The following is a 21026-nucleotide window of genomic DNA, read 5'->3' on the forward strand; positions in this document are numbered from 1 at the left end:
CGAACGGCCGACCCGCACCACCGGGTCGGCCGCCTCGCCGTCAATCGACTCGCGTACCGACGCTGTCGGGGGCCGGTACGGAATCCGGCGTGACATCGATCAGCGTCGCACCCGAAGCCGAGCGGCCCCGCATCACTCGACAGGCGAGTGGTGCGGGGCCGCGGTGGGTGTGCGTGGAGGGTCAGTCGACGCCGAGGTAGGCCGACTTGACCGCGGGGTCGGTCAGGAGTGCCGCGCCGGGGCCGGACTTGGTGACCTCGCCGGTTTCCAGGATGTAGGCGCGGTCGCTGCGGGTCAGGGCCTGCTGGGCGTTCTGTTCCACGAGCAGGACCGTGGTGCCCTGGCGGTTGATCTCGCTGATGATCCGGAAGATCTGCTGGATCACCATGGGCGCCAAGCCCATCGAGGGTTCGTCGAGCAGCAGTAGCTTCGGACGCGCCATCAGGGCGCGGCCGATCGCGAGCATCTGCTGTTCGCCGCCGGACATGGTGCCGCCGACCTGCTTGCGCCGTTCGGCCAGGCGCGGGAACAGTTCGAACACCCAGTCCAGGGTCTGCTGGTACTCGGACTTCTTCTCGAAAGGCCTGCCGTAGCAACCCATGTCGAGATTCTCGGCCACCGTCATGCCGGGGAACACCCCGCGACCCTCCGGCGCCTGGATCAGGCCGCCGACCACGCGGTCGTGCGCCTTCACCGTGGAGATGTCCTTGCCCTCGAACAGGATCTGCCCCGAGGTGAGCGGCAGCAGACCCGACAGCGCGCGCATGGTGGTGGTCTTGCCCGCGCCGTTGGCACCGAGCAACGTCACCAGCTCGCCCTCGGCGACCGAGAGCGAAATGCCGTGCAGCGCTTCGATGCGGCCGTAGTTCACGACCATGTCGCGCACCTCGAGCAGCGGAACCGCCGGTTCGACGACAGCCGCGTGCTTGCCGGTGCGTTCGGTCACCTCCACGGTCGCCGGAAGCGGCGGCGGAGTCGCCCCCTCCTCGGCGGCCGCGACGGATTCCTCGCGCACCTCCTCGACCGTGTCCGCGTCGGGCACACCGAGGTAGGCCGCGATCACCGCGGGATCCTCGCGCACCTCGGTGGGCAGGCCGTCGGCGATCTTGCGCCCGAACTCGAGCACCACGATCCGGTCGGTCACGCCCATGACCAGGCGCATGTCGTGCTCGATGAGCAGCACGGTGTAGCCGTCGTCGCGGATCTTGCGGATCAGATCCATCAGCGCCGACTTCTCGCTGGGGTTGAACCCGGCGGCCGGTTCGTCCAGGCACAGCAGTTTGGGCTCGGTGGCCAGCGCACGCGCGATCTCGAGCCTGCGCTGATCGCCGTAGGACAGGTTGCGTGCCTTCTCCACCGCGCGCGGGGCGATGCCGACGAACTCGAGCAGCGCCATGCCGCGTTCGATGGCATCACGCTCCTCGCGCTTGAACTTCGGCGTGCGGAACACCGCGCCGGGCACCGAGGTGGTGTGGCGCGCGTCGGTGCCGACGACGACGTTCTCGAGCGCGGTCATCTCACCGAACAGCCGCACGTTCTGGAACGTGCGCGCGATACCCATGCGGGTGATCTCGTTGCGCTTGGTCTTGGCCAGCGGCTTGCCGTCGAAGTGCACGCTGCCCGACGCGGGCTTGTACACGCCGGTGATGGCGTTGAAGCAGGTGGTCTTGCCCGCGCCGTTGGGGCCGATCAGGCCGAGGATTTCGCCGCGGCGGATCTCGAAACTGACCCCGTCCAGCGCGGTCAGACCGCCGAACTTCACCGTCAGACCGTCGGTGCGCAACAGGGGCTCGCCCACCGCGGTCTCGATCGCGCGATGCGGCGCGACCACCTCGGCGACAGTCTCGGCGTCGGCCAGTTCGGGCATCACCGCGGTGACGTCGACCTCGCCCGCGGGCTCGACCTCCGACGGCGGCTGCCGATAGCCGGCCTTCATGTCTTCGTTGTCGTACAGCGCGTCTCCCGCGCCCGGCCCCGTCATTGACCCGCTCCGATCGATTCGGTCGTCTGCTTGCGCACCGGTGTGCGCGAAACGGCCTGGTACACCTGTCTGCCGTAGGCGAGCAGCTTCTGCCGCACCGGGAACAGACCCTGTGGCCGCAGAATCATCATCACCACGAGCGCGATGCCGAAGTAGAGGTACTTCAGGTCACCGAGGTTCTGCGCGCCGCCCGGACGGAACAGCAGCACACTGCCGAACAGCAGCAGTCCGGCGATCACCGCGAAGATCGCCACGGTGACCATCACCCGCCGGACCCACCCGGCCAGTTGATCACCGCGCCAACGCCACACCAGCCACAGGCCGATCAGCACCGCGACGGTGAGGCCGAGCAGCAGGTAGCCGGTCGACTCGTTGGACACCAGCTGCACCGACTGCAACCGCATCGGCAGGTAGGCGATGAGGAACGCGCCGACGATCACGCCGAGCTTGTTGCCCGAACCGCCGAGCACCACCGCGCACAGGAACAGCATCGACAAGATGATGTCGAACTGCTTGGGGTTGACGTAGGTGACCTGACCGGCGTACATCGCGCCGGACAGACCGCCGACCGAGGCGCCGATCACGAACGCCCACAGCTTGAACTTGAAGGTCGGCACGCCCATGATCTCGGCGGCGTCCTCGTCCTCGCGGATGGCGACCCAGGAGCGGCCGACGCGGCTGCGCTCGAGGTTGCCGATGATCAGCAGCACGATGATCACCAGGATCATGCCGAGCCAGAACCACCAGGTCCCGCTGCTGGCCCGGTTGAACGGGTTCCAGCTGCTCGAGTCGCCGAGGTTGCCCGGGGAGAAGAAACCGCCCGGATGCGACTCGGATTTGCCGACCTCGGGGTAGGCGATCTTGGACAGCCCGAGGCTGCCGTTGGTCAGCCCGCTCAGGTTGTCGGCCATCAGGCGCACGATCTCGCCGAAGCCCAGTGTCACGATCGCGAGGTAGTCACCGCGCAGGCGCAGGGTCGGCGAGCCGAGGATCAGGCCGGCCAGCGCGGTCAGCGCGACCGCGATCGGCAGGCAGGCCACCCAGGCCCAGCCGGAGTCGAGCCAGCCGCCGTCGGTCTGGTTCCACGGACTGTTCGGGCTGGTCAGCAGGCCGACGGTGTAGGCGCCGACGGCGTAGAAGCCGACGTAGCCGAGGTCGAGCAGGCCCGCCTGGCCGACCACCACGTTCAGGCCGATCGCGATCAGCGCGTACATGGCGAACTGCGCCATCACGCCACCGAAACTCACCCCTGGGGTGTCCAGCAGCGGCGGCGGGAACAGCGGCATCAGCGCGAGCAGCGCGATGATCGGCACGCCGACCGCCCACTGCGCGGGCCGGGAGAGCCCGTCCCACCAGGTGCGGATCGCGTCGCCGACGCCGTGACGCTGCTTGGGCGCCACGGGTGCTTGCGGAGTCTTCGTCAGGTCTGTCATGCGCGTGCCCTCCCCAGGCTCTCGCCGAGGATGCCGGTCGGTCGGAACATCAACACGGTCACCAGCAGAACGAACGCGACCACGTCACGCCATTCGGTGCCGAACAGGATCTGCCCGTACTGCTCGGCCACACCGAGCAGCAGCCCGCCCAGCAGCGCGCCGCGCAGGTTGCCGATACCGCCGAGCACCGCGGCGCTGAACGCCTTGATGCCGAGGATGAAACCGCCGGAGAAGATGATGCCGGTGGGAATGTAGAGGGTGTAGAGCATCGCGGCCGCACCGGCCAGCAGACCGCCGATGAGGAAGGTCAACACGATGACCTTCTCCCGCGAGACGCCCATCAGGGTCGCGGTGTCGGGGTCCTGGGCCACGGCGCGGATGGCGCGACCGAACTTGGTGCGGTTGATCAGGATCTCGGTAGTGATGGCGAGCACCACGGCCGCGCCGAAGATCACCAGCGCCACGTTGGTGACCTGCGCGCCGAGGAAGGTGAACTGCACCTTCGGCTCCACCAGCCGGATGCCGGTCTGGGCGTTGGAACCGCCGAGGCCGGGCTTGATCTTGGGCAGGATGTAGTGCACGAATTCCTGGATCACGAACGACATACCGATCGCGGTGATCAAGAAGGCCAGCGGTTTCGCGCCGCGCCTGCGCAGCGGCCGATAGGCGATCCGTTCCAGTCCCACCGCGGCGATGCCCGAGACCATCATGCCGAACAGCATCGCCACACCCAGGTAGAGCACCGTGAGCAGCACACCCTGGGAGTACACGTTGCCGCTGGGCGCGAAGCCGAGCAGTTCCAGGCCCACGTAGGTGCCGAACATGCCGAGCATGAAGATCTCGGAATGGGCGAAGTTGATCAGTCGCAGCACGCCGTAGACCAGCGTGTAGCCGACCGCGACCAGAGCGTAGATCGAGCCGTAGGTGAGACCGTCGACGGTCAATCGCCAGAACTGGTCGATCACCCCGGTCACGTTGAAATCGATGGACCCCTCGGCCAACAGGGTCACACCGAGCGAAGCCGCTGATGTCATGGTTACTCTCGCGTCAGGCGCGCGGTGCGCGTGGCATCACTGCCACGCGCACCGCTGCACACGTCATGTGAACTACTTGACCTGGTACATCCAGATCTGGATGTTGGCCAGCTCGCCGGTCTCGCCCCACTTGTACTGGCGGGCGACACCGGTGCCGTTGTAGTTACGGACGTAGTCGACGAGCTCGGCGCGGGTGACCTTACCGGAGTCGATTCCCTTGAGCAGGATCGTGGTCAGGTCGTAGCCCTCGACGGAGTAGACGCCGGGCGCCTGACCGTTGAGCGCCTTGTATTCCGCGGCGAACTTCTCCGGCGCGGGGCTGCACGGGCACGACAGCAGCGCGTCCTTGGCCGAGGAACCGGCCTGGCGGACGAACTCGGGATCGTTGGTGCCGTCGGCGGAGGCGAAGGCCGCCGTCACGCCACCGGAACGCAGCTGCTGCACGAACGGCGCGGCCTCGGCGTAGTACCCGGCGTAGAAGATGGCGTCGGGCTTGGCCGCGGACAGCTTGGAGACAGCCGCCGAGAAGTCCTTGTCACCTTCCTTGACGTTCACCGCGCAGGAGGGGTCGGCCGAGGTACCGGCCGCGGTGATGAACGCCTGCGCCAGACCGGCACCGTAGTCGGTGTTGTCCTGCACGACGCAGATCTTCTTGAAGCCCTTCTCGCCGGTCAGGTAGCTGGCGATGGCCGGGCCCTGCGAGTTGTCGTTGCCGAGGCCGCGGAAGAAGGTCTTCCAGCCGTTCTCGGTCAGCGTGGGGTTGGTGGCCGACGCGGTCAGCGTGGGCATGCCCGCCTCGCTGAGGATCTGGCCGGTCGCCTTGGTCTCGCCCGAGAAGGTCGGGCCGATCAGGCCGACGATGTTGGGGTCGGCGACGATCGTGGGGATCACGTTGGTCGCGACCTGGGGCTTGCCCTCGGTGTCGAACTGCTTCACCGAGACCTGACAGTCCGGATTGGCCTTGTTGTGCTTGTCGAGCGCGAGCTTCACGCCCATGATGATGTTGATGCCGAGCGCGGCGTTGCCGCCGGTCAGCGGGCCCGCCATCCCGAGGGTCACCGGTGCGCACTTGGCCTTGCCGTCGCCCGCGGGATCCGCGGCCTCGCCGGCGTCGGTGGTGCCGACAGCCTTTCCTTCGGTGTCGAGCTGGACAACCGACTGGATGGAGAGATCGGTGTCGCCGCCACCGCCGCCATCGGAGGACTTGTCACTGCATCCGGACAACACCAACGACGCGGCGGCTCCGAGTACCAGAACCCCTCGCGTCGAACGACTGCGCCATGTCGAACTGAGCACGTCTCACCTCTATGTCCTGTGCTCCCCGGGTTCACCGGGGGGGCCGACCACGTTCAGCCCGCAGAGAACATAGCGCCGCTTTGTTAGATCCGCATGTCATTCGGATCATGTCGGACGCTTCGTGTCCAGCAATAGTTCACGTTATTGTTTCGCTTACGTAAACATTTCCTGCTTCCGACCCGCTCGACGGTAAGAGCGGAAACGCGTCACTGGGGAGTGAGGTTCTCCAACACGACTTCGGCGACCGCCTTCATGGTGGTGCGCCGATCCATCGCGGTGCGCTGAATCCATTTGAACGCCTGCGGTTCCGACAGACCCTGGGTCTGCATGAGCACGCCCTTGGCGCGCTCGACCAGTTTGCGCGTCTCCAAACGATCCGACAGATTCGCGACTTCTGTTTCCAGCGCGGTGATTTCGTGAAAACGGCTCGCCGCGAGTTCGATCGCGGGGACCAGATCGGATTTGGTGAACGGCTTGACCAGATAGGCCATCGCGCCGGCGTCGCGCGCTCGCTCGACGAGGTCGCGCTGACTGAAAGCGGTCAGGATCACCACGGGCGCAACACGTTTGGAGGCGATCTCGGCGGCGGCGTCGATGCCGTCGCGACGCGGCATCTTCACGTCCATGATCACCAGATCGGGGCGCAGTTCCTCGGCGAGCTCGACGGCGCGCTGCCCGTCGCCCGCTTCACCGACGACGTCGTAGCCCTCTTCCTTGAGCATCTCCACCAGATCCATCCGGATCAGGGCCTCGTCCTCGGCGACGACGACCCGCTTGGCCGCGGCCTCACGCGTGGCGCCGGCTGCATTCGTGCTCATAGGTTCGACCCCTCTGGATTGGAGATGCCCGTCGATCACTCCACGACCGGCGATGTAAAGAGTACCTGCCACCGCCGCGCTGAGAACGCGCCTGCGATGAGATCACGCACACCCTGCGCCGGATACTCCCCCGCGGAGCGCGGCCGAGGCCGCGCTTCCGCCGTGGTGCCGAGTGTGGGACTCGAACCCACACGTCCTTTCGGACAACGGTTTTTGAGACCGTCGCGTCTGCCAGTTCCGCCAACCCGGCGCACCGCGGTCACTATAACCTCTCGACACGCCGAGAAGCGAACCGCCTGCCCAGCGGCCCGGTCGCCCCCGACCGCCCACCGCCGCGCGGGCCCGCCGCGAGCCCCGCCGACCCCACGTCGAATTATTACCGAATCGAATTATCATATTCGGAATCAGTGACGGCGGACACAGATACGGTGGCACACAACGTATTCGCGCATCGTGAATGATGTACGGCATTCAACCGAAAGGTGAATAGGTAGTACCGCCCCTGTGATGGTTACAATTCCGGCGGCCTTGGTGACGATCGTCCGCATTACGGTAATCACATGCACGTGCTCTTCGTCTGCAACTCCAATGTCTGCCGTTCGGTGATCGCCGAGCGACTCACCCGGGCATTCGCGGTCGAGCACGAACTACCCGGCCTCACCGCCGAGAGCGCCGGAACCAGGGCCCTGGTCGGCTTTCCGCCCGAACCGCTGGCCGCGGAAACGATCGCCGGCCTCGGCGGCGACACCACCGGATTCAAAGCCAGAAAACTCGCGCCGGAAATGATGGACCGCGCCGATCTGATCGTCACGATGACCGAATCGCTGCGCGATCAGGTGAGCGAACTGGCGTTCGGCGCCGCCGCGCGCACCTTCACCCTGGCCGAAGTCCATCGCATCGCGAAAGTCACCGGCGCGAAGTCCGTCGCCGCGCTGCATCGCGCGCGCAACAATCTGGCCTATGTGGGTCGAGACAACATCGCCGATCCGATCGGCCTGTCGCCCGAGCGATTCCTCGAGGTGGGCGACCACATCGCCGAATTGCTGTTCCCGGTGCTCGGCGCGCTCGCCCCGCACGAGCAACGCGTACCCGACGGCGCGCGCGGGCTGGTCATCGGGCCCGCCCGCGCCGCGCCGTCGGCGGCCTTCGCGGCCGCGCAGCGCGCACGCTGAGGCGGGGGCTGTTCGCCGCGCCATCCGGCGATTACACTTCGGCGCGGACGTGGTGGCGCCCCTTGCTCGTTCGACACACGACGGGACTACAGACTTGCCGAAACGCATTTCGGACGTGTCGCTCCATGTGTACGCGACACCGGAGATCCTCGACCGCATCGTCGCCGGGATCCGCGACGTCCTCGACGATCACCTACACGACCGCGATATCTACGCCTGGCGATTCACCCTGCCCGTCGACGCCGAGGATGTGGTCCATCGCGATCTGGCGGCGCAGTGGCGCGAGCGGCGCCCCGAGCGCGCGCCGGGAGCAGAGCGCGCCTACGAGGTCGCGTTGAGCCTGGTCGGCGATCCGGCCGAACTCACCGACACCGATATCGCCGACCTCGAACACGGGATCGCGCTGGCCGTCTACGCGGCCGACACCGACGTGCCCTTCACGTTGCGCGCGCACCAGCGCACCGATGTCGTGGTCCCCGAACTCGACCACGAACTGCGCTGAGCGGATCTCAGCGGGCCGGGAAGTGCCGGATCACGCCTTCCTGCACCGTGGTGGCGATCAATTCGCCTGCGCGCGAATAGAATCGGCCCGTCGCCAGGCCGCGCGAGCCCGCCGCCACCGGCGACTCGGTGCTGTAGAGCACCCAGTCGTCGAACCGGAACGGGCGATGGAACCAGATCGAGTGATTCACCGTCGCCGCGAGGATTCGGTCCAGCCCCCACGACAGACCGTGCGTGGTGATGATCGAATCGAGCACCGTGGTGTCGGAGGAATAGCCCAGCGCGGCCACGTGCAGCAGCGGATCGTCCGACAGCGCGCCGTCGGTGCGCATCCACACCCGATTGTGGTTGAGCCGCTCGCCGGTGCCCTTGAGGATCCAGGCCGGATCGTTGGTGTAGCGCATGTCGATCGGGTGCGGAGCGTTGATGAACATCTCGAGCTTGTCCTCGAACCCGACGAAGCTCTCCTCGATCCGCGGCAGCGACTCCGGGTCGGGCACGATCGGCGCGTCGTGGGAGTGCTCGAGGCCCTTGCCCCAGTCCTGGAACGCGGCCAGCATCACGAACAGTTCCTGGCCGTCCTGGCTGGCGGTGACGGTCCGGTTGGCCAGCGCGCGGCCGTCGCGGTGGCGCTGCACGTGATACTCGATCGGCTTCTTCACATCGCCGCCGCGCACGAAATGCGCGTTGATCGCGTGCAGCGGCCGCTCGCCCGCCGTGCGGCCGGCCGCGATGATCGCCTGCGAGACCAGCTGGCCGCCGAAGGTCCGGCTCCACACCTTCTCCGGATGGTTGCCGAGGAAGGTGTCCTCCCCGATCGACTCGAGGTCGAGCAGGTCGAGCAACACCCGCAGATCGGGGGTCGGCTCGCTGGTTTCGAGTTCGATCGAGCTGTTCACTACTAGTGGTCCTCTTCGCCGATGCGGTGCACGTGGATCAGGTTGGTGGAACCGACCGTACCCGGCGGCGAACCGGCCACGATCACGACCAGATCGCCCTTGCGGTAGCGCTCGAGCGAGAGCAGCGCCATATCGACCTGGTGGATCATCGCGTCGGTGGTGTCCACCATCGGCACGATGAAGGTCTCGGTGCCCCAGGTCAGGGTGAGCTGGCTGCGCACCTCCGGCATCGGGGTGAACGCCAGCAGCGGCAGCGGGGTGTGCAGGCGCGCCAGGCGGCGCACGGTGTCGCCGGACTGGGTGAACGCGACGAGGGCCTTGGCGTTGAGGCGCTCGCCGATGTCGCGGGCGGCGTAGGAGATCACGCCGCGCTTGGTGCGCGGCACGTGGGTCAGCGGTGGCACCCGCGACGTTTCCGATTCCACGGCGGTGACGATGCGGGCCATGGTGCGCACCGCGTCGATCGGCCAGGCACCGACCGAGGTCTCGCCCGAGAGCATCACCGCGTCGGCGCCGTCGAGCACCGCGTTGGCGACATCGGAGGCTTCCGCGCGGGTGGGGCGCGAGTTCTCGATCATCGATTCGAGCATCTGGGTGGCGACGATGACCGGCTTGGCGTTCTCGCGCGCCATCTGGATCGCGCGCTTCTGCACCAGCGGCACCTGCTCGAGCGGCAGTTCCACGCCCAGGTCACCGCGCGCGACCATCACCGCGTCGAAGGCCAGCACGATGGCCTCGAGGTTCTCGATCGCCTCGGGCTTCTCCAGCTTGGCGATCACGGGCACGCGACGACCGACCCGGTCCATGATGTCGTGCACGAGTTCGATGTCGGACGGCGAACGCACGAACGACAGCGCGATGAAGTCCACGCCGAGCTCGAGCGCGAATTCCAGGTCGGCGACATCCTTGTCGGACAGCGCGGGCACCGACACGTTCATGCCGGGCAGCGACAGGCCCTTGTTGTTGCTCACCGGGCCGCCCTCGGTGACCCGGCAGACCACGTCGTTGCCCTCGACGGCTTCCACAGTCAGGCCGACCTTGCCGTCGTCGACGAGCAGGCGGTCGCCGGCCCTGGCGTCCTGGGCGAGTTCCTTGTAGGTGGTCGAGACGCGGTCGTGGGTGCCGTCCACGTCGTCGACGGTGATCCGCACCTGCTCGCCGTTGGCCCACACGGTCTTGCCGTCGGCGAAGCGGCCGAGGCGGATCTTGGGGCCCTGCAGGTCGGCGAGGATGCCGACCGCGCGGCCGGTCTCGTCGGAGGCCGCGCGGACCATCTTGTAGTTGTCGGCGTGGTCGGCGTGGTCGCCGTGGCTGAAGTTCAGGCGAGCCACGTCCATGCCGCTTTCGACGAGCTCACGAATACGATCCTGGGTGGCAGTGGCCGGGCCCAGGGTGCACACAATCTTCGTCCGTCGCATCACGGGGACCAGCCTAGTGCTCATCCGCCTCTCCGCGAATTTTGCCGGTCGAAGGCTGCGAAGAACTTATCGGCCGGACCGGCGGTTTTCGAGGAGTCGGGGGCCGAGCGTTCCCGACGAGTTACCCATGTGTTCACGAAATCAGTTGTCACCGAAGTGCGACATGTCTGGAAAGTCTTGTTTCCAAGCGGGATTGGCCGAAGCCGAGGAACAGGCAGATCACCCAGTAGTACAGCGCCGCCACACCGTAGAGCGCGAAGAAGTCGAAGGTCGGCGCGGCCGCGAGTTGCGCGGTGCGCAGCAGTTCGGTGACCAGGATGGTCGAGGCCAGCGAGGTGTCCTTGACCAGCGAGATCAACGTGTTCGACAGCGGCGGCACCGCGATCCGCGCGGCCTGCGGGAACACGATGTGGACCAGGGTCTGCGGGTAGGTCATGCCCAGCGATTGCGCGGCCTCCCACTGCCCCGGCGCCACGCTCATGATCGCCGAGCGCACCACCTCCGCGGCGTACCCGCCGACATTGAGGCTGAACGCGATCACCGCCGCCGGGAACGGCTCGATCACGATCCCGAACTGCGGCAGCGCGTAGAACACGATGAACAGCTGCACCAGCAGCGGGGTGCCGCGGATGATCGAGATGTAGAAGCGGGCGGGCGCCGAGAGCGCCCGCCGCGACGACATCCTGGCCAGCGCGACACCCACCGCGATGGCCAGGCCCAGAACGAAGCTGACGGCCGTGAGCGGCAACGTCATCGTCACCGTGGCCTTCAGCATCGGCACCAGGTTGTGCCGGATCAGCTCCCAGGTAGCCGGATCCATCCGCTATTTGCTGACGTCGGTGCCGAAGTACTTCTCCGACAACCGGGCCAGGGTGCCGTCGGCGGCCAGCTCGGCCAGTGCCTTGTCGACCTCGGCGATCAGCGCGGCGTCGTCCTTGCGGGCGGCGAAGGCCTGCTTGCTGGTCTCGCCGGTCTGCGCGGCGACCTTGATGCTGGTGTCGCCGGTCTTCTTGGTGTACTCACCCACGGCGAGCGTGTCGTTGACGGTCGCGTCCACGCGCCCGGCCTTGAGCAGCTGCACGGCCTGCACGAAACCCTCGACCGCCTCGACCTTCGCGCCGGCGCCTGCGGCGACCTTGCTCCAGTTGCTGGTGGCCGACTGCGCGGTGGTCTTGCCCGCCAGGCTCGCCAGCGAGGTGATGTCGGTGTTGTCGGCCTTGGTCACGACCACGCCCTCGGAGGTCGTATACGGCTGCGACAGCGCGTATTTGGCGGTGCGCTCCGGGTTCACCGTCACCTGGTTGGCGACCAGATCGAACCGCTTCGACTCGAGGCCCGCGAAGATCGAGTCCCACGGGGTCTGCACGAATTCGACCTGCTTGCCGAGCTTCTCGCCGATCGCCCGCGCGACCTCGACGTCGTACCCGGTGAGCGTGCCGTTCTCCTGGTAACTGAACGGCGCGTAGGTCCCCTCGGTCCCGATCTTGAGCACATTCGGGTCCGACGAGGACGAGCAGGCCGACAGACCCGTCGCGGCGACGACAGCGAGCACGGCGGCGGCAATGAATTTGCGCACGAACATCCCTTTCTCCGCTGCGCGTTCAGAGCACGCGCAGGCCAAGCGACGCTACGGCCTGCCCGCGAAGCACCCCACAGTTTCACTCACCGTGATCCGAACTCGGTCCCCCCGACGCGAAACGGGTGCCCCGCGCATGCGGGACACCCGTTCGTTCGGCGGAAGTGATCAGTCGCGCAGGGGGCGGCCCTGGACGTCGGGGACCTTGCCGGTGATCATCATGATGCCGTCGATCAGCGGCCAGATGGCGCCGATGCCGCAGGTCAGCCAGGTGACGGCGATCTGGGCGATACCGATGCCGGTGTAGCCCAGGTAGAAGCGGCCGACGCCGAAGCCGCCGAGGAAGATCTGCAGCAGACCCGCCATCAGCTTCTGCTTGTCCGAGAACGGCACGCCGTACATGTCCCGGCCGTAGGGGGCTTCGGGATCGTTCGGGTTGTACCCCTGTGGCATCCCGCCGTACTGCGGCTGGCCGTAGCCGGGCTGCGGCTGCGCGTACGGGTCAGCGGGCTGGCCGTACTGCGGCTGCCCGTAGGCGGGCTGCTGCGGCTGGCCGTAGCCGGGCTGCTGGGCGTACGGATCCGAGGGCTGACCGTAGGCGGGCTGGCCGTACTGCGGCTGCGAGCCGGAGTCGGGCTGCTTGCTCAGGTCAGGACCGTACTGCGGATTGGGATTGTAGGGGTCTGTCACTAAATGTCCTCCTCATTCGTGCGGGTACCCGTTGTGGCCCCCGGCCAGTGGCGATCGGCCGAACGGCGGTGCGCCCGCGACGATCACGGCACATTCTCGCCGGTACTGCCCACAGTTGTCTTCTCGGGTACCACCCGATCGAACGCGCACCGCTGTCCACTGTTATCGCGGTGGACAGCGGCGATGTTGCCTCAGGACTTCTTCGCACCCGATTTCGTCGATTCCGCGTCCTCGTCGACCGAATCCTTCGCGGCGGCGGGCTCGGTTTCCGCCGCGGCCACCGCGGCGATCTCGGACTGTGTCTCGGCGGTGCCTTCCTTCGCCGAATCATCCTCGGCCGCAACCGAATCCGACTTCTTGCTGATGTCGACACCACCGTCGGCGACCGCGTTCTCGGCGGCCCCGAGCGCACGAAGCTCGGCGATCTGCCACGGCCACGGCCGCAACCCCTCGACCAGCGCGGGCTGCAACATCGACGGATTCTCCCGACCCTTGGTCGCCAGCGCGAAATACGCCATGGCCCCGAGGAAGACGAGCGCGGCGGTGAAGGAGTTGATCCTGATGCCGAGAATGTGGGTCGCCTCGTCGCTGCGCAGCAACTCCACGAAGAAGCGCCCGAAGCTGTATCCGGCCACGTAGAGGGCGAACAGGCGGCCGTGGCCGATCTTGAAGCGCTTGTCGATCTGCACCAGCGCGATCACGATCAGCACGTTCCACAGCAGCTCGTAGAGGAACGTCGGCTGCACGACCTCGAGCACCCGCCCGGTCGACACCCCGTTCATCATGTCGCGCGCGCCGGTCTCGGGATCGAACCGCTCGTAGATCTCGAGACCCCACGGCAGTTCGGTCGGGCGACCGTAGAGTTCCTGGTTGAAGTAGTTGCCGAGGCGGCCGATGGCCTGGGCCAACAGCACCCCGGGCGCGATCGCGTCGCCGAGCGCGGGCAGCGGGATCTTGTAGATCCGGCAGCCGATCCAGGCGCCGACCGCGCCGAAGGCCACCGCGCCCCAGATGCCGAGCCCGCCCTGCCACACATACAGCGCCTCGACCGGATTCTTGCCCTCGCCGAAGTACTTCTGCCAGTCGGTGGCCACGTGGTAGGCCCGCCCGCCGATCAGCCCGAACGGCACCGCGAACATCGCGACATCGAGCACCGCGCCCGCCTGCCCACCGCGGGCCTGCCAGCGCCGCTCACCCCACCAGATGGCGACGACGATCCCGAGAATGATGAACAGCGCGTACGCCCGCAGCGGAAAGGGCCCGAGATGCCAGACACCCTGCGGCGGACTCGGAATATAGGCCAGGACTGAGTTCACGGCCACCACGTTAGTTCAGCCCCGCACCAACGGGTGACCGTGACCCGAATGCTTGTGGTCCCCCACATGACGACAACCCCGACGAACCCCCACCCCACGCGGTCCCGCCGAGCGCGCCGAACACCACCGGGCGGACCGGGATCGGGCTGGATTCTCCACTCGCGCCGAGGTCGACGCCGCCCGACCGGCCGGCGCGGTCGTTCACCAGGCGGTTGGCTGCGGGCGACTCAGCACGTCGATCCGGGCGCCGATCTGGCGCATGAGCTCTTCCGGCCCGCCGGGGATGACAGTGAAGTTCTCGCTGTCGTGGTTCTGCAGCAGGTAGCGGCCGTCGTCGGGATAGTCGAGCCAGCAGAACGCCCGCCCATCGTCGGTCGGGCGCGAGTCGAGCTGATAGCCCGGGTAGACGGTGATCTCCCCGCCGCCACCGCGCGGGCGATGGAAGAAGCGTCGCAGCTGTTCGGTCGGGGACAACTGCGTGGGGTGGCGGGAGTAGACGGGGGTCTCGAGATCTCCGCGTCGGCCCTCGAACCGGGGTTGGCTGCCCGCCCGCAACCGCGGGATCCGGGCGGTGATGTCGGCGGCGATGCCGGTGCTGCGGTGGGTCGACAACGCGATGTCGCCCCCGTGGGCGGGGGTGGGACCGGGCTGCTGGACCGCCAGCACCGCGATCGGACCCGCGATGCCGGCGAGAACGCGCAGGACCTGGGACTGTGGTCCGTGCACGCCTTCGATTTCGACACGCACCCGAGGTTCCAGGAGCACCTGGAACACGGCGTGGAGCTGTTCGTCGTAGATCCGGCGCAGACGCGTTCCCGCTTCGCCGCGGCGGCGCTCGTCGTCGGCGCGATAGGTGGTGAACTCGCGGCGATAGCTCAAGGGGTACGGGAACCGGTCGCGACGGTTGGCCTCGAGGGCGAGCTGGAAGGTGAGACCGTCGAGCTGGTAGCCGAGTCCGGGTGCGAGGCTGTCGGTCAACCGATGACCCCGCCCGGTGGCAGCACAGGGGGAAGGTTCCCGATCAGCTCGGACTCGCGCTCGTGAATGAGGTAGTCCGGCGTTTTTCGTTCGGTCTCGTCGTCGCCGCCCTGACCGCGCCCGCCGCCACCACCCATCATGCCGGGCATTCCGCGCATTCCCGAGTTCGCGCCTCGGGCGGCGGCGGCCGAATTGCCCGCTCCGCCGGCGACTCCCGCGCCGGGCGTACCCGGTTGGACCGCACCCGCGACCGGGCTGCCCGCACCGGGCGCCCCCGCACCGGGCGCGCCACCGGAGGGCGAACCCGAGCCGGGCCCGCCCGTGCCCGGCGCCCCGGAACCCGGTGCGCCGCCGGTCGGAGTGCCGGCGGGAGTGGTCGGTGTCGTTTCCGGGGTGGTCGCGGACGGTGTCGTGTCGTCGGTGTCGGTATCGGTGTCGGGGTCGGTGTCGGCCGGATTCTGCGCGCTCGGGTCGACCGATTCCGGCTCACCGGCGGCCGGGTTCGTGGCGGTGGGATCGGTGGTCGTCGCCGGATTCGTCGGCGCGCCGGGACTGCCTCCGTTCCCCTGCGGGTTCGTTCCGGGACTGCCGCCGTTGGGATCTCCGTCGCCGAGCCCACCGAACGTGTTCTTGGCGACGGGCAGGACCGGGGTCTGGCCGTCGACCTGCACGGAACCGGGGGAATAGAGGGTGGTCATGATCTGCTGGGCGGCGGCCTCGGCTTCGTTGTACTGATGCCGGTCGCCCTTGAGCAGCCCGTTGCCCGGAATCATCGCCGCGAGGTGGTCCCAGGTGTTGAGCTCCTCGGGTTCGGGAATGGCCATCTTGGCCTGGGCGAGGTACCCCTCCATCAGGTCGATCCCGTTGGCGACGAGCTGGAACGCGACCGGCAGTTGCTTGGCCTGGGTGGCGTACTCGCGCACACCGTCGACGGCGGCGTTGGCGGCCTGACCGGACCACATCTCGCCGATCACCCGCGAGATCGTGGCGTCGTAGGTCGTGACGAGGTCGTCGACCGTGGTCGTCAACCGACGCCAAGCGTCGGCTCCGGCATTGATGTCGGCGGCCGACACTCCGGGTTCGCCCTCGGCGCCGTTGAGGTAGGCGTAGATCTTCCAGTGCGGCCATGACCCGAAACCTTCGGGCTCCACCACCCTCCCGGCGACGGTTCCGGTGAAGTCGGCGCCGAGCCGCTGGTACTCGTTGTTGATGATGGAGCGATCAGGAGACCACTGATTCGAGGCGCCGTCGCCCAACCGACCACGCTCGGTCGCGGCCTCATGCGATTCCCGGTGCCCGCCGATACCGCCCGCGAGATAGGTGCCCGCGATGGGGATGAGCCCCACGGTTTCCTGCCACGACCAGCCCATCAGACGCTCCCCCCGACCGCCCGTAGCTGGGCCGCGCGCTGTTCGTCGACGAGTTCGATTTTGCCGATCGCGGCGGCGAAAGTGTCGTGCTGTAACCAGGCGATGTCTATGTGGTCTTGAATGCGTTGTGCGGCATTGTCATTGGGGTCGGAACCGCCGCCGACGCCTTTCTGCTCGAATTTGACGCGCAAGGCTACTGCCGAGGGCAATGAACTCCAACCGGACAGGTTGCCCAGCTGGGCTGTGTTAGCCCTGGCCGCTGTCAGCCCTTCGGCGTACACCTTCGCGGCCGCACGAAGCGCTTCCCCGAGTTCGGGTTCTACACGAAGCTCCCCGGCGACCGCTTTCTGCGCCAGTTGAGTCCAATAGGCATGTTGGTTCTCGGTCCCGCTCATACGACGACTCCCCTCACCGAATCTCGACAGATTACTTCGGCAGCGACGGCTCCAGCAACCCGGCATGGCGAGCTGCGATCTCGCAGGTGTCGCCAGCACGGGACTTGTACTCACTGAGCCATCCGACACTGACCTGGAACATGCCTTGTTCAGCGTTGAAGTCGACGTAGCACCCGTCAGGGTTGCCCCGCTCCTTACTGATCAGCCCTGGTCGGCCGTTGACGGTTGTCTCACCCAGCACAGTTGCGCTTTCCTTCGCGCGTAACTCCTGCAAGGTATGACTCGTCGAGTAGACGTACACCACATAGTTCATCGGGCCGAACCGATCATCGAGTGGGTGCCACCTACACGCCCGAAAGCTCGACACCCCCGTCGGCGGATCAGTGAAAACACTCTTCGTCGCCGGATCCAACCCCGCCGCCCGCAACGCCTCATCACTGATCCCCGGATCCCGACACACGTTGTACACGATGATCTCGTCGATATTGCGAGTAGTCGGCTTCGCCGCCCCTTCCGTAGAACCACCGCACCCGACCACCCCCGACAGCACCAGAACCCCACCAACGACGGCCGAAACCACCCGACTACTTCGCATAGCTCTCCCTCGCCAACCGACCCGAGCATCCCCGTCATCTACTTGGACGCACCGAACAGGCTCCCGGTTCCCACCGATCTCGAATCACGTGGCGATCACCCTACCCCCGGCCCCACCCCGAGCCGCCGACCTGCCGCGACCTACGCGAGAACGTCTGTGCCACCGGCAATCCGGCCGATCAACAAGGCTCCCGCGTCACCGACCATCGACGGTCACCAGCGCGGCCCGTTGGGCCCAGCGGAACCCCGGAGTCGACGGCGGATCGCCTCACCGATCAACTCGGGCCGGTCGGTGGGGATCGTCAAGGTCAGTCCGGATTGCGATGTCGTCACCACCACCGTGCCCGCCGTGGCGGCGTGCAGCGTCCGCCCGGTCGGCAGCGCATACCAGGTGAACTGTGTCTTGCCCGCGGGGAATCGGCGTTCGACAACTCGGGTGACAGTCCCGAGTTCGATCCGACGCAATGTTCTTTCGAACACCCGGCGGGTGGACTGCGATCCCCCTGTCACGGTCGCGTGAACGACGAGACCAGCGTCTTTCAACACGACATCGACGACAACATGGCCGCTCCATGCCGGGTAGGCCGGGTCCATCCCCTTTTCGTCGCCGACGAGCTGGCGAGCCAGCAACACATCGTCGCCGGACTCGGCCAGAAAAATGACGTGGACATCGAAGATGTGCAGGAATGCCGACCGCGCGAACAACCACGCCACCACCGCGGCGACCACCCAGATCAGGGACGGCCAGGTCGGATCCCATTGCCCGTAGCCATATTTCGAGGCAGCACTGACTTCCACAAGGAGCAGCACCACCGGGGTCAGCATCGCGCACGCCATCAGCCGCCACGATCGCGGTGGCCACAGCGATCCCCGCACACACCAGTTCACACCCGCGAACACCACGCTCAGAACCACGACATGGACCGGCAACAACACCACCATCAGCGCCCTCGGCGCGGTGAGAACCGCACCCAGCGTGATCACAGCAGCCACCGCAGGCGTCACAACGAACGCCCACCCCAGCCGTCGAGCAACCCCCGGCCACCGCTCCCGCAACACCCGCGCGGCATACGGATCAGCCCACCCATGCCCCGGCAACGGAAACACCCACGCCCACCCCAACGAATCCCGCACCGCCCCATCCACCATCATCCTGTCACCTTCCCCCATCCGAAATAGCCTCGTACCCGCCCGCGCAGCCAACCCATCGTCGCGCAGTCGGCTCCGGGACCACAACACCGCCGGGATCTCCGCAGGCGACTCGAACCGCCTCGACCGGTGGCCGACCACCGACGACCGGAAACTGCTACTGTGCCGGGAGCTCCGCCGGAGACGGCGGCGACCAGGGTACGGAGCGAACGGACTGGGTGGGGATGGAACCGATTTCAGTTGATGGCGCCAGCGTGTCTGTCGACACCACCGAACTTCGACGCCACAGTGCCGCTGTCGACCAGCAGCGCGGCAATGTCGATTACGGTCTGGCGGCCGCGAATCATATTGTGGGCCTGGACGACGCGTACGGCATATTCTGTCTACCATTCGCGGCGATGCTCGATGATGTGCACGTGAGCACGACGACACTGCTGCGCACACTCAGCGCGAAAATGAGTACGACGGTCGCCAACCTCGATGTGTGCGCCGATAGCTACGATTCCGTCGACAACTCTCACGCACGCGAACTCGACAACGCCACCGGACAACTCGGCGGTTAGCGCCGCAGCCGAGAAGCAGAAGTAGGGGGCAGGGATGGGATTCGACGATCCTTCGACCACGAACAACCTGGTCACCACAGGAACCGACCACCGCAGTCAGTATCAGCCAGCGGAGTCGATCTACCTAGGGCCTTTCAACATCGGGCCACGACCCGCGAACTTGGAGATCACCACCGCGACGCCTATGGGAATGGGCACCGGTTTGACGACCGCCGAGGCCGTCTGGGAGATCAGCGAAGGACTCGAGAAGGGCGATGTCGGTCTGGTCATCCTCGGCGCGGCCGCCGCTGGGCTCGACATCTCGTCCGCCATGACCGATCCGATCGCCTATATCGGTGGACAGATCATTTCCTGGATGCTCGAGCATGTCGAGCCCGCTCGGAAGGCGCTCGAATCGGTGACCGGCAACCCCGCGATGGTCAAGGAATACGCCGCGTCGTGGGTGAACATTCAGCAGCACATGATCGCCGTCCGTGACGATCTCCAGGCCGCAGTGGATACGGGAACCACGAGCTGGGAGGGTGCGGCCTCGACCGCGTACCGCACCAAGGCCGCAGAACTCATAGCGCAAGCGGACGCGGCGGCGGGAGCCGCCTATGGTACCTCGGTCGCGACGATGAAAATGGCGGAGATCGTCACAGGTGTCCGTACCGCCGTTCGCGACCTACTCTCCGCGATCGCCGGTGCGATGATTTCGTGGACAGTCGAACTAATGGTCAGTGTGGGAACCGCGACACCGCTGGTCATCGCCCAAGCCACCACGAAGATCGCGTCCGTCGTTGCCACGGTCGCAAAGCTGATGGACGGCTTGAAGAAAGCCGTGCTGGACCTCGGTGCCTGGGCAGTCGTTCTCAAAGATCTCGTTGACGGCGTCTACCGCGCCGAAACCACCGGCGCCACCGCCCACTGACAACACAGAACCGAGGAGCCCGATGTCCGCCACCGACGCCCCGACCCCCGACGATCTGTACGCGTGGGCGGCGGACCTGGAACGCACCGCCCAGCGATTCACCGACCTCAAAACTCAGATGGACGCTGTCTCGGTCACCGACACCTCCACCGATGGCAAGATCAGCGTCACTCTCGACGCGAATGGTTCCCCTACGGCGATCATCCTGGCGCCGACCACTCGCGGGGCCGACCCGGCCACCATCGCCGCGGAACTGATGGCGTGCATTCAGCGAGCGCAGGTGAAGCTTCGTGACCGCATCACCGGGCTCGTCACCGACACTGTCGGCGACACCGGTCCGGCGCACAGCATTATCGAGCAGTACAACGAGCGATTCCCGGACCCGGAACCGGCAGCCGCTGCGCCCAGCGAACCCGACTTCGTTACTACCGAACCACAGGTGCCCGCGCAGCAACCGCCGACGATTCTTCCCCGTTCGCGCAAACCTGACCGTGACGCGATCCACCAACCTGACGAACCCGACGATGAAGACCGCTTCTATCAGGGCAAATCCTGGCTGGTCTGAGATCTCCCGCCCAGGACCGTGTCAGGGCGCGCACGGCGTCACGACCTTCCGGGATCACCAGGCTCGAGGCTGAGACGACTCCCGCATCCTCAACCACCGAAGCCGCGGCGATGTGGTGCATACTCGCGAGTTTCGGACGACCGACAGTCCACTGGACGGGATGGCACGGGCAACGGCGGGCAGGATTCTGCACAGGATGCGGATGGAGCGTGACTGGCCAGAGGGCGGAATAATCCAGTCCTGACGCGGATACGACCCCTGTTCCCGCCCAGAAAGGACGAACACTGAAGATTGATCGAGTTCGACTGACAGCCACGTCCCGACGAATAATTACCGACCCTGAGGAAAAAGAACAGATCCTGACTTTT

The 21026-nt window shown here is 66.7% G+C and carries 21 protein-coding genes, 1 tRNA gene and 1 pseudogene; 5 read left to right on the forward strand and 18 right to left on the reverse strand.

Annotated elements, in window-relative coordinates; translation table 11 throughout:
* Positions 1-181 precede the first annotated feature (181 nt).
* The 7 genes and pseudogenes from ACFP3H_RS25725 to ACFP3H_RS25755 all read right to left on the reverse strand — a co-directional run bounded on the left by ACFP3H_RS25725 (position 182) and on the right by ACFP3H_RS25755 (position 6812).
* Positions 182-877: an ABC transporter ATP-binding protein gene (locus ACFP3H_RS25725; protein ID WP_378609928.1), complete on the reverse strand. Its 696-nt coding sequence runs from the start codon at positions 875-877 to the stop codon at positions 182-184.
* Between the two features lie 96 nt (positions 878-973).
* Positions 974-1867 (reverse strand): annotated as a pseudogene (locus ACFP3H_RS25730) (ABC transporter ATP-binding protein); the annotation flags it as partial.
* Between the two features lie 110 nt (positions 1868-1977).
* Complete coding sequence (locus tag ACFP3H_RS25735; protein ID WP_378609811.1) at positions 1978-3414, reverse strand: branched-chain amino acid ABC transporter permease; 1437 nt, start codon at positions 3412-3414, stop codon at positions 1978-1980.
* Positions 3411-4448 carry a branched-chain amino acid ABC transporter permease gene (locus ACFP3H_RS25740; protein ID WP_378609812.1) on the reverse strand — a complete coding sequence of 346 codons (1038 nt, stop codon included), beginning with the start codon at positions 4446-4448 and terminating at the stop codon, positions 3411-3413. The genes ACFP3H_RS25735 and ACFP3H_RS25740 overlap by 4 nt, the downstream gene beginning before the upstream one ends.
* A 72-nt stretch (positions 4449-4520) precedes the next feature.
* Positions 4521-5678, reverse strand: a complete 1158-nt coding sequence (locus tag ACFP3H_RS25745) for a branched-chain amino acid ABC transporter substrate-binding protein (protein ID WP_378609813.1) — start codon at positions 5676-5678, stop codon at positions 4521-4523.
* Between the two features lie 272 nt (positions 5679-5950).
* Entirely contained in the window at positions 5951-6562 is a 612-nt protein-coding gene (locus tag ACFP3H_RS25750) for an ANTAR domain-containing response regulator (RefSeq protein ID WP_378609814.1), read from the reverse strand.
* 163 nt (positions 6563-6725) lie between these two features.
* Positions 6726-6812: transfer RNA gene (locus ACFP3H_RS25755), tRNA-Leu, on the reverse strand.
* Between the two features lie 310 nt (positions 6813-7122).
* Here ACFP3H_RS25755 and ACFP3H_RS25760 point away from each other — a divergent pair.
* Positions 7123-7734 (forward strand): arsenate reductase/protein-tyrosine-phosphatase family protein, encoded by a 612-nt coding sequence (locus ACFP3H_RS25760; RefSeq protein ID WP_378609815.1) that lies wholly within the window; start codon positions 7123-7125, stop codon positions 7732-7734.
* A gap of 115 nt (positions 7735-7849) precedes the next feature.
* Positions 7850-8236 (forward strand): hypothetical protein, encoded by a 387-nt coding sequence (locus tag ACFP3H_RS25765; RefSeq protein WP_378609816.1) that lies wholly within the window; start codon positions 7850-7852, stop codon positions 8234-8236.
* Positions 8237-8243: 7 nt separating this feature from the next.
* Here ACFP3H_RS25765 and ACFP3H_RS25770 read toward each other — a convergent pair whose 3' ends face one another.
* The 11 genes from ACFP3H_RS25770 to ACFP3H_RS25820 all read right to left on the reverse strand — a co-directional run bounded on the left by ACFP3H_RS25770 (position 8244) and on the right by ACFP3H_RS25820 (position 18296).
* A complete protein-coding gene (locus tag ACFP3H_RS25770; RefSeq protein ID WP_378609817.1) occupies positions 8244-9134 on the reverse strand; it encodes an acyl-CoA thioesterase in 891 nt (296 codons plus the stop codon).
* Between the two features lie 2 nt (positions 9135-9136).
* Positions 9137-10555 (reverse strand): pyruvate kinase, encoded by a 1419-nt coding sequence (gene pyk, locus ACFP3H_RS25775; protein WP_378609818.1) that lies wholly within the window; start codon positions 10553-10555, stop codon positions 9137-9139.
* Positions 10556-10700: 145 nt separating this feature from the next.
* Positions 10701-11372, reverse strand: a complete 672-nt coding sequence (locus ACFP3H_RS25780) for an amino acid ABC transporter permease (protein ID WP_378609819.1) — start codon at positions 11370-11372, stop codon at positions 10701-10703.
* A 3-nt stretch (positions 11373-11375) separates the two neighbouring features.
* On the reverse strand, positions 11376-12134 hold the full coding sequence (locus ACFP3H_RS25785) for an amino acid ABC transporter substrate-binding protein (RefSeq protein ID WP_378609820.1): 759 nt from the start codon (positions 12132-12134) through the stop codon (positions 11376-11378).
* 162 nt (positions 12135-12296) lie between these two features.
* Positions 12297-12818, reverse strand: a complete 522-nt coding sequence (locus ACFP3H_RS25790; RefSeq protein ID WP_378609821.1) for a TM2 domain-containing protein — start codon at positions 12816-12818, stop codon at positions 12297-12299.
* Between the two features lie 191 nt (positions 12819-13009).
* Complete coding sequence (gene lgt, locus ACFP3H_RS25795) at positions 13010-14140, reverse strand: prolipoprotein diacylglyceryl transferase (protein WP_378609822.1); 1131 nt, start codon at positions 14138-14140, stop codon at positions 13010-13012.
* A gap of 195 nt (positions 14141-14335) precedes the next feature.
* Positions 14336-15112 carry an ESX secretion-associated protein EspG gene (locus tag ACFP3H_RS25800; RefSeq protein ID WP_378609823.1) on the reverse strand — a complete coding sequence of 259 codons (777 nt, stop codon included), beginning with the start codon at positions 15110-15112 and terminating at the stop codon, positions 14336-14338.
* Positions 15109-16482, reverse strand: coding sequence for a PPE domain-containing protein (locus ACFP3H_RS25805; protein ID WP_378609824.1), 1374 nt, complete (start codon positions 16480-16482; stop codon positions 15109-15111). The genes ACFP3H_RS25800 and ACFP3H_RS25805 overlap by 4 nt, the downstream gene beginning before the upstream one ends.
* On the reverse strand, positions 16482-16877 hold the full coding sequence (locus tag ACFP3H_RS25810; protein ID WP_378609825.1) for a hypothetical protein: 396 nt from the start codon (positions 16875-16877) through the stop codon (positions 16482-16484). The genes ACFP3H_RS25805 and ACFP3H_RS25810 overlap by 1 nt, the downstream gene beginning before the upstream one ends.
* Before the next feature lie 31 nt (positions 16878-16908).
* Entirely contained in the window at positions 16909-17457 is a 549-nt protein-coding gene (locus ACFP3H_RS25815) for a DUF3558 domain-containing protein (RefSeq protein ID WP_378609826.1), read from the reverse strand.
* Positions 17458-17684: 227 nt separating this feature from the next.
* On the reverse strand, positions 17685-18296 hold the full coding sequence (locus ACFP3H_RS25820; protein ID WP_378609827.1) for a hypothetical protein: 612 nt from the start codon (positions 18294-18296) through the stop codon (positions 17685-17687).
* Between the two features lie 548 nt (positions 18297-18844).
* Here ACFP3H_RS25820 and ACFP3H_RS25825 point away from each other — a divergent pair.
* Genes ACFP3H_RS25825 through ACFP3H_RS25835 form a run of 3 tightly spaced genes read left to right on the forward strand, consistent with a single transcriptional unit; the run spans position 18845 to position 20658 of the window.
* On the forward strand, positions 18845-19183 hold the full coding sequence (locus ACFP3H_RS25825) for a type VII secretion target (protein ID WP_378609828.1): 339 nt from the start codon (positions 18845-18847) through the stop codon (positions 19181-19183).
* Positions 19184-19217: 34 nt separating this feature from the next.
* Positions 19218-20093 (forward strand): WXG100 family type VII secretion target, encoded by an 876-nt coding sequence (locus ACFP3H_RS25830; protein WP_378609829.1) that lies wholly within the window; start codon positions 19218-19220, stop codon positions 20091-20093.
* Positions 20094-20115: 22 nt separating this feature from the next.
* Entirely contained in the window at positions 20116-20658 is a 543-nt protein-coding gene (locus ACFP3H_RS25835) for a YbaB/EbfC family nucleoid-associated protein (RefSeq protein ID WP_378609830.1), read from the forward strand.
* Positions 20659-21026 lie beyond the last annotated feature (368 nt).

It is taken from the genome of Nocardia lasii (genome assembly GCF_042658545.1).
GTDB classification, from domain to species: Bacteria; Actinomycetota; Actinomycetes; order Mycobacteriales; family Mycobacteriaceae; genus Nocardia; species Nocardia lasii.

Excerpts from the sequence above, each read along its gene's own strand:
- ACFP3H_RS25725 (WP_378609928.1), bottom strand. The coding sequence starts at position 877 with ATGGTCGTGAACTACGGCCGCATCGAAGCGCTGCACGGCATTTCGCTC.
- ACFP3H_RS25735 (WP_378609811.1), bottom strand. The coding sequence starts at position 3,414 with ATGACAGACCTGACGAAGACTCCGCAAGCACCCGTGGCGCCCAAGCAG.
- ACFP3H_RS25740 (WP_378609812.1), bottom strand. The coding sequence starts at position 4,448 with ATGACATCAGCGGCTTCGCTCGGTGTGACCCTGTTGGCCGAGGGGTCC.
- ACFP3H_RS25750 (WP_378609814.1), bottom strand. The coding sequence starts at position 6,562 with ATGAGCACGAATGCAGCCGGCGCCACGCGTGAGGCCGCGGCCAAGCGG.
- ACFP3H_RS25760 (WP_378609815.1), top strand. The coding sequence starts at position 7,123 with ATGCACGTGCTCTTCGTCTGCAACTCCAATGTCTGCCGTTCGGTGATC.
- ACFP3H_RS25780 (WP_378609819.1), bottom strand. The coding sequence starts at position 11,372 with ATGGATCCGGCTACCTGGGAGCTGATCCGGCACAACCTGGTGCCGATG.
- ACFP3H_RS25785 (WP_378609820.1), bottom strand. The coding sequence starts at position 12,134 with ATGTTCGTGCGCAAATTCATTGCCGCCGCCGTGCTCGCTGTCGTCGCC.
- ACFP3H_RS25805 (WP_378609824.1), bottom strand. The coding sequence starts at position 16,482 with ATGGGCTGGTCGTGGCAGGAAACCGTGGGGCTCATCCCCATCGCGGGC.
- ACFP3H_RS25810 (WP_378609825.1), bottom strand. The coding sequence starts at position 16,877 with ATGAGCGGGACCGAGAACCAACATGCCTATTGGACTCAACTGGCGCAG.
- ACFP3H_RS25820 (WP_378609827.1), bottom strand. The coding sequence starts at position 18,296 with ATGCTGACCCCGGTGGTGCTGCTCCTTGTGGAAGTCAGTGCTGCCTCG.
- ACFP3H_RS25825 (WP_378609828.1), top strand. The coding sequence starts at position 18,845 with ATGGAACCGATTTCAGTTGATGGCGCCAGCGTGTCTGTCGACACCACC.
- ACFP3H_RS25830 (WP_378609829.1), top strand. The coding sequence starts at position 19,218 with ATGGGATTCGACGATCCTTCGACCACGAACAACCTGGTCACCACAGGA.
- ACFP3H_RS25835 (WP_378609830.1), top strand. The coding sequence starts at position 20,116 with ATGTCCGCCACCGACGCCCCGACCCCCGACGATCTGTACGCGTGGGCG.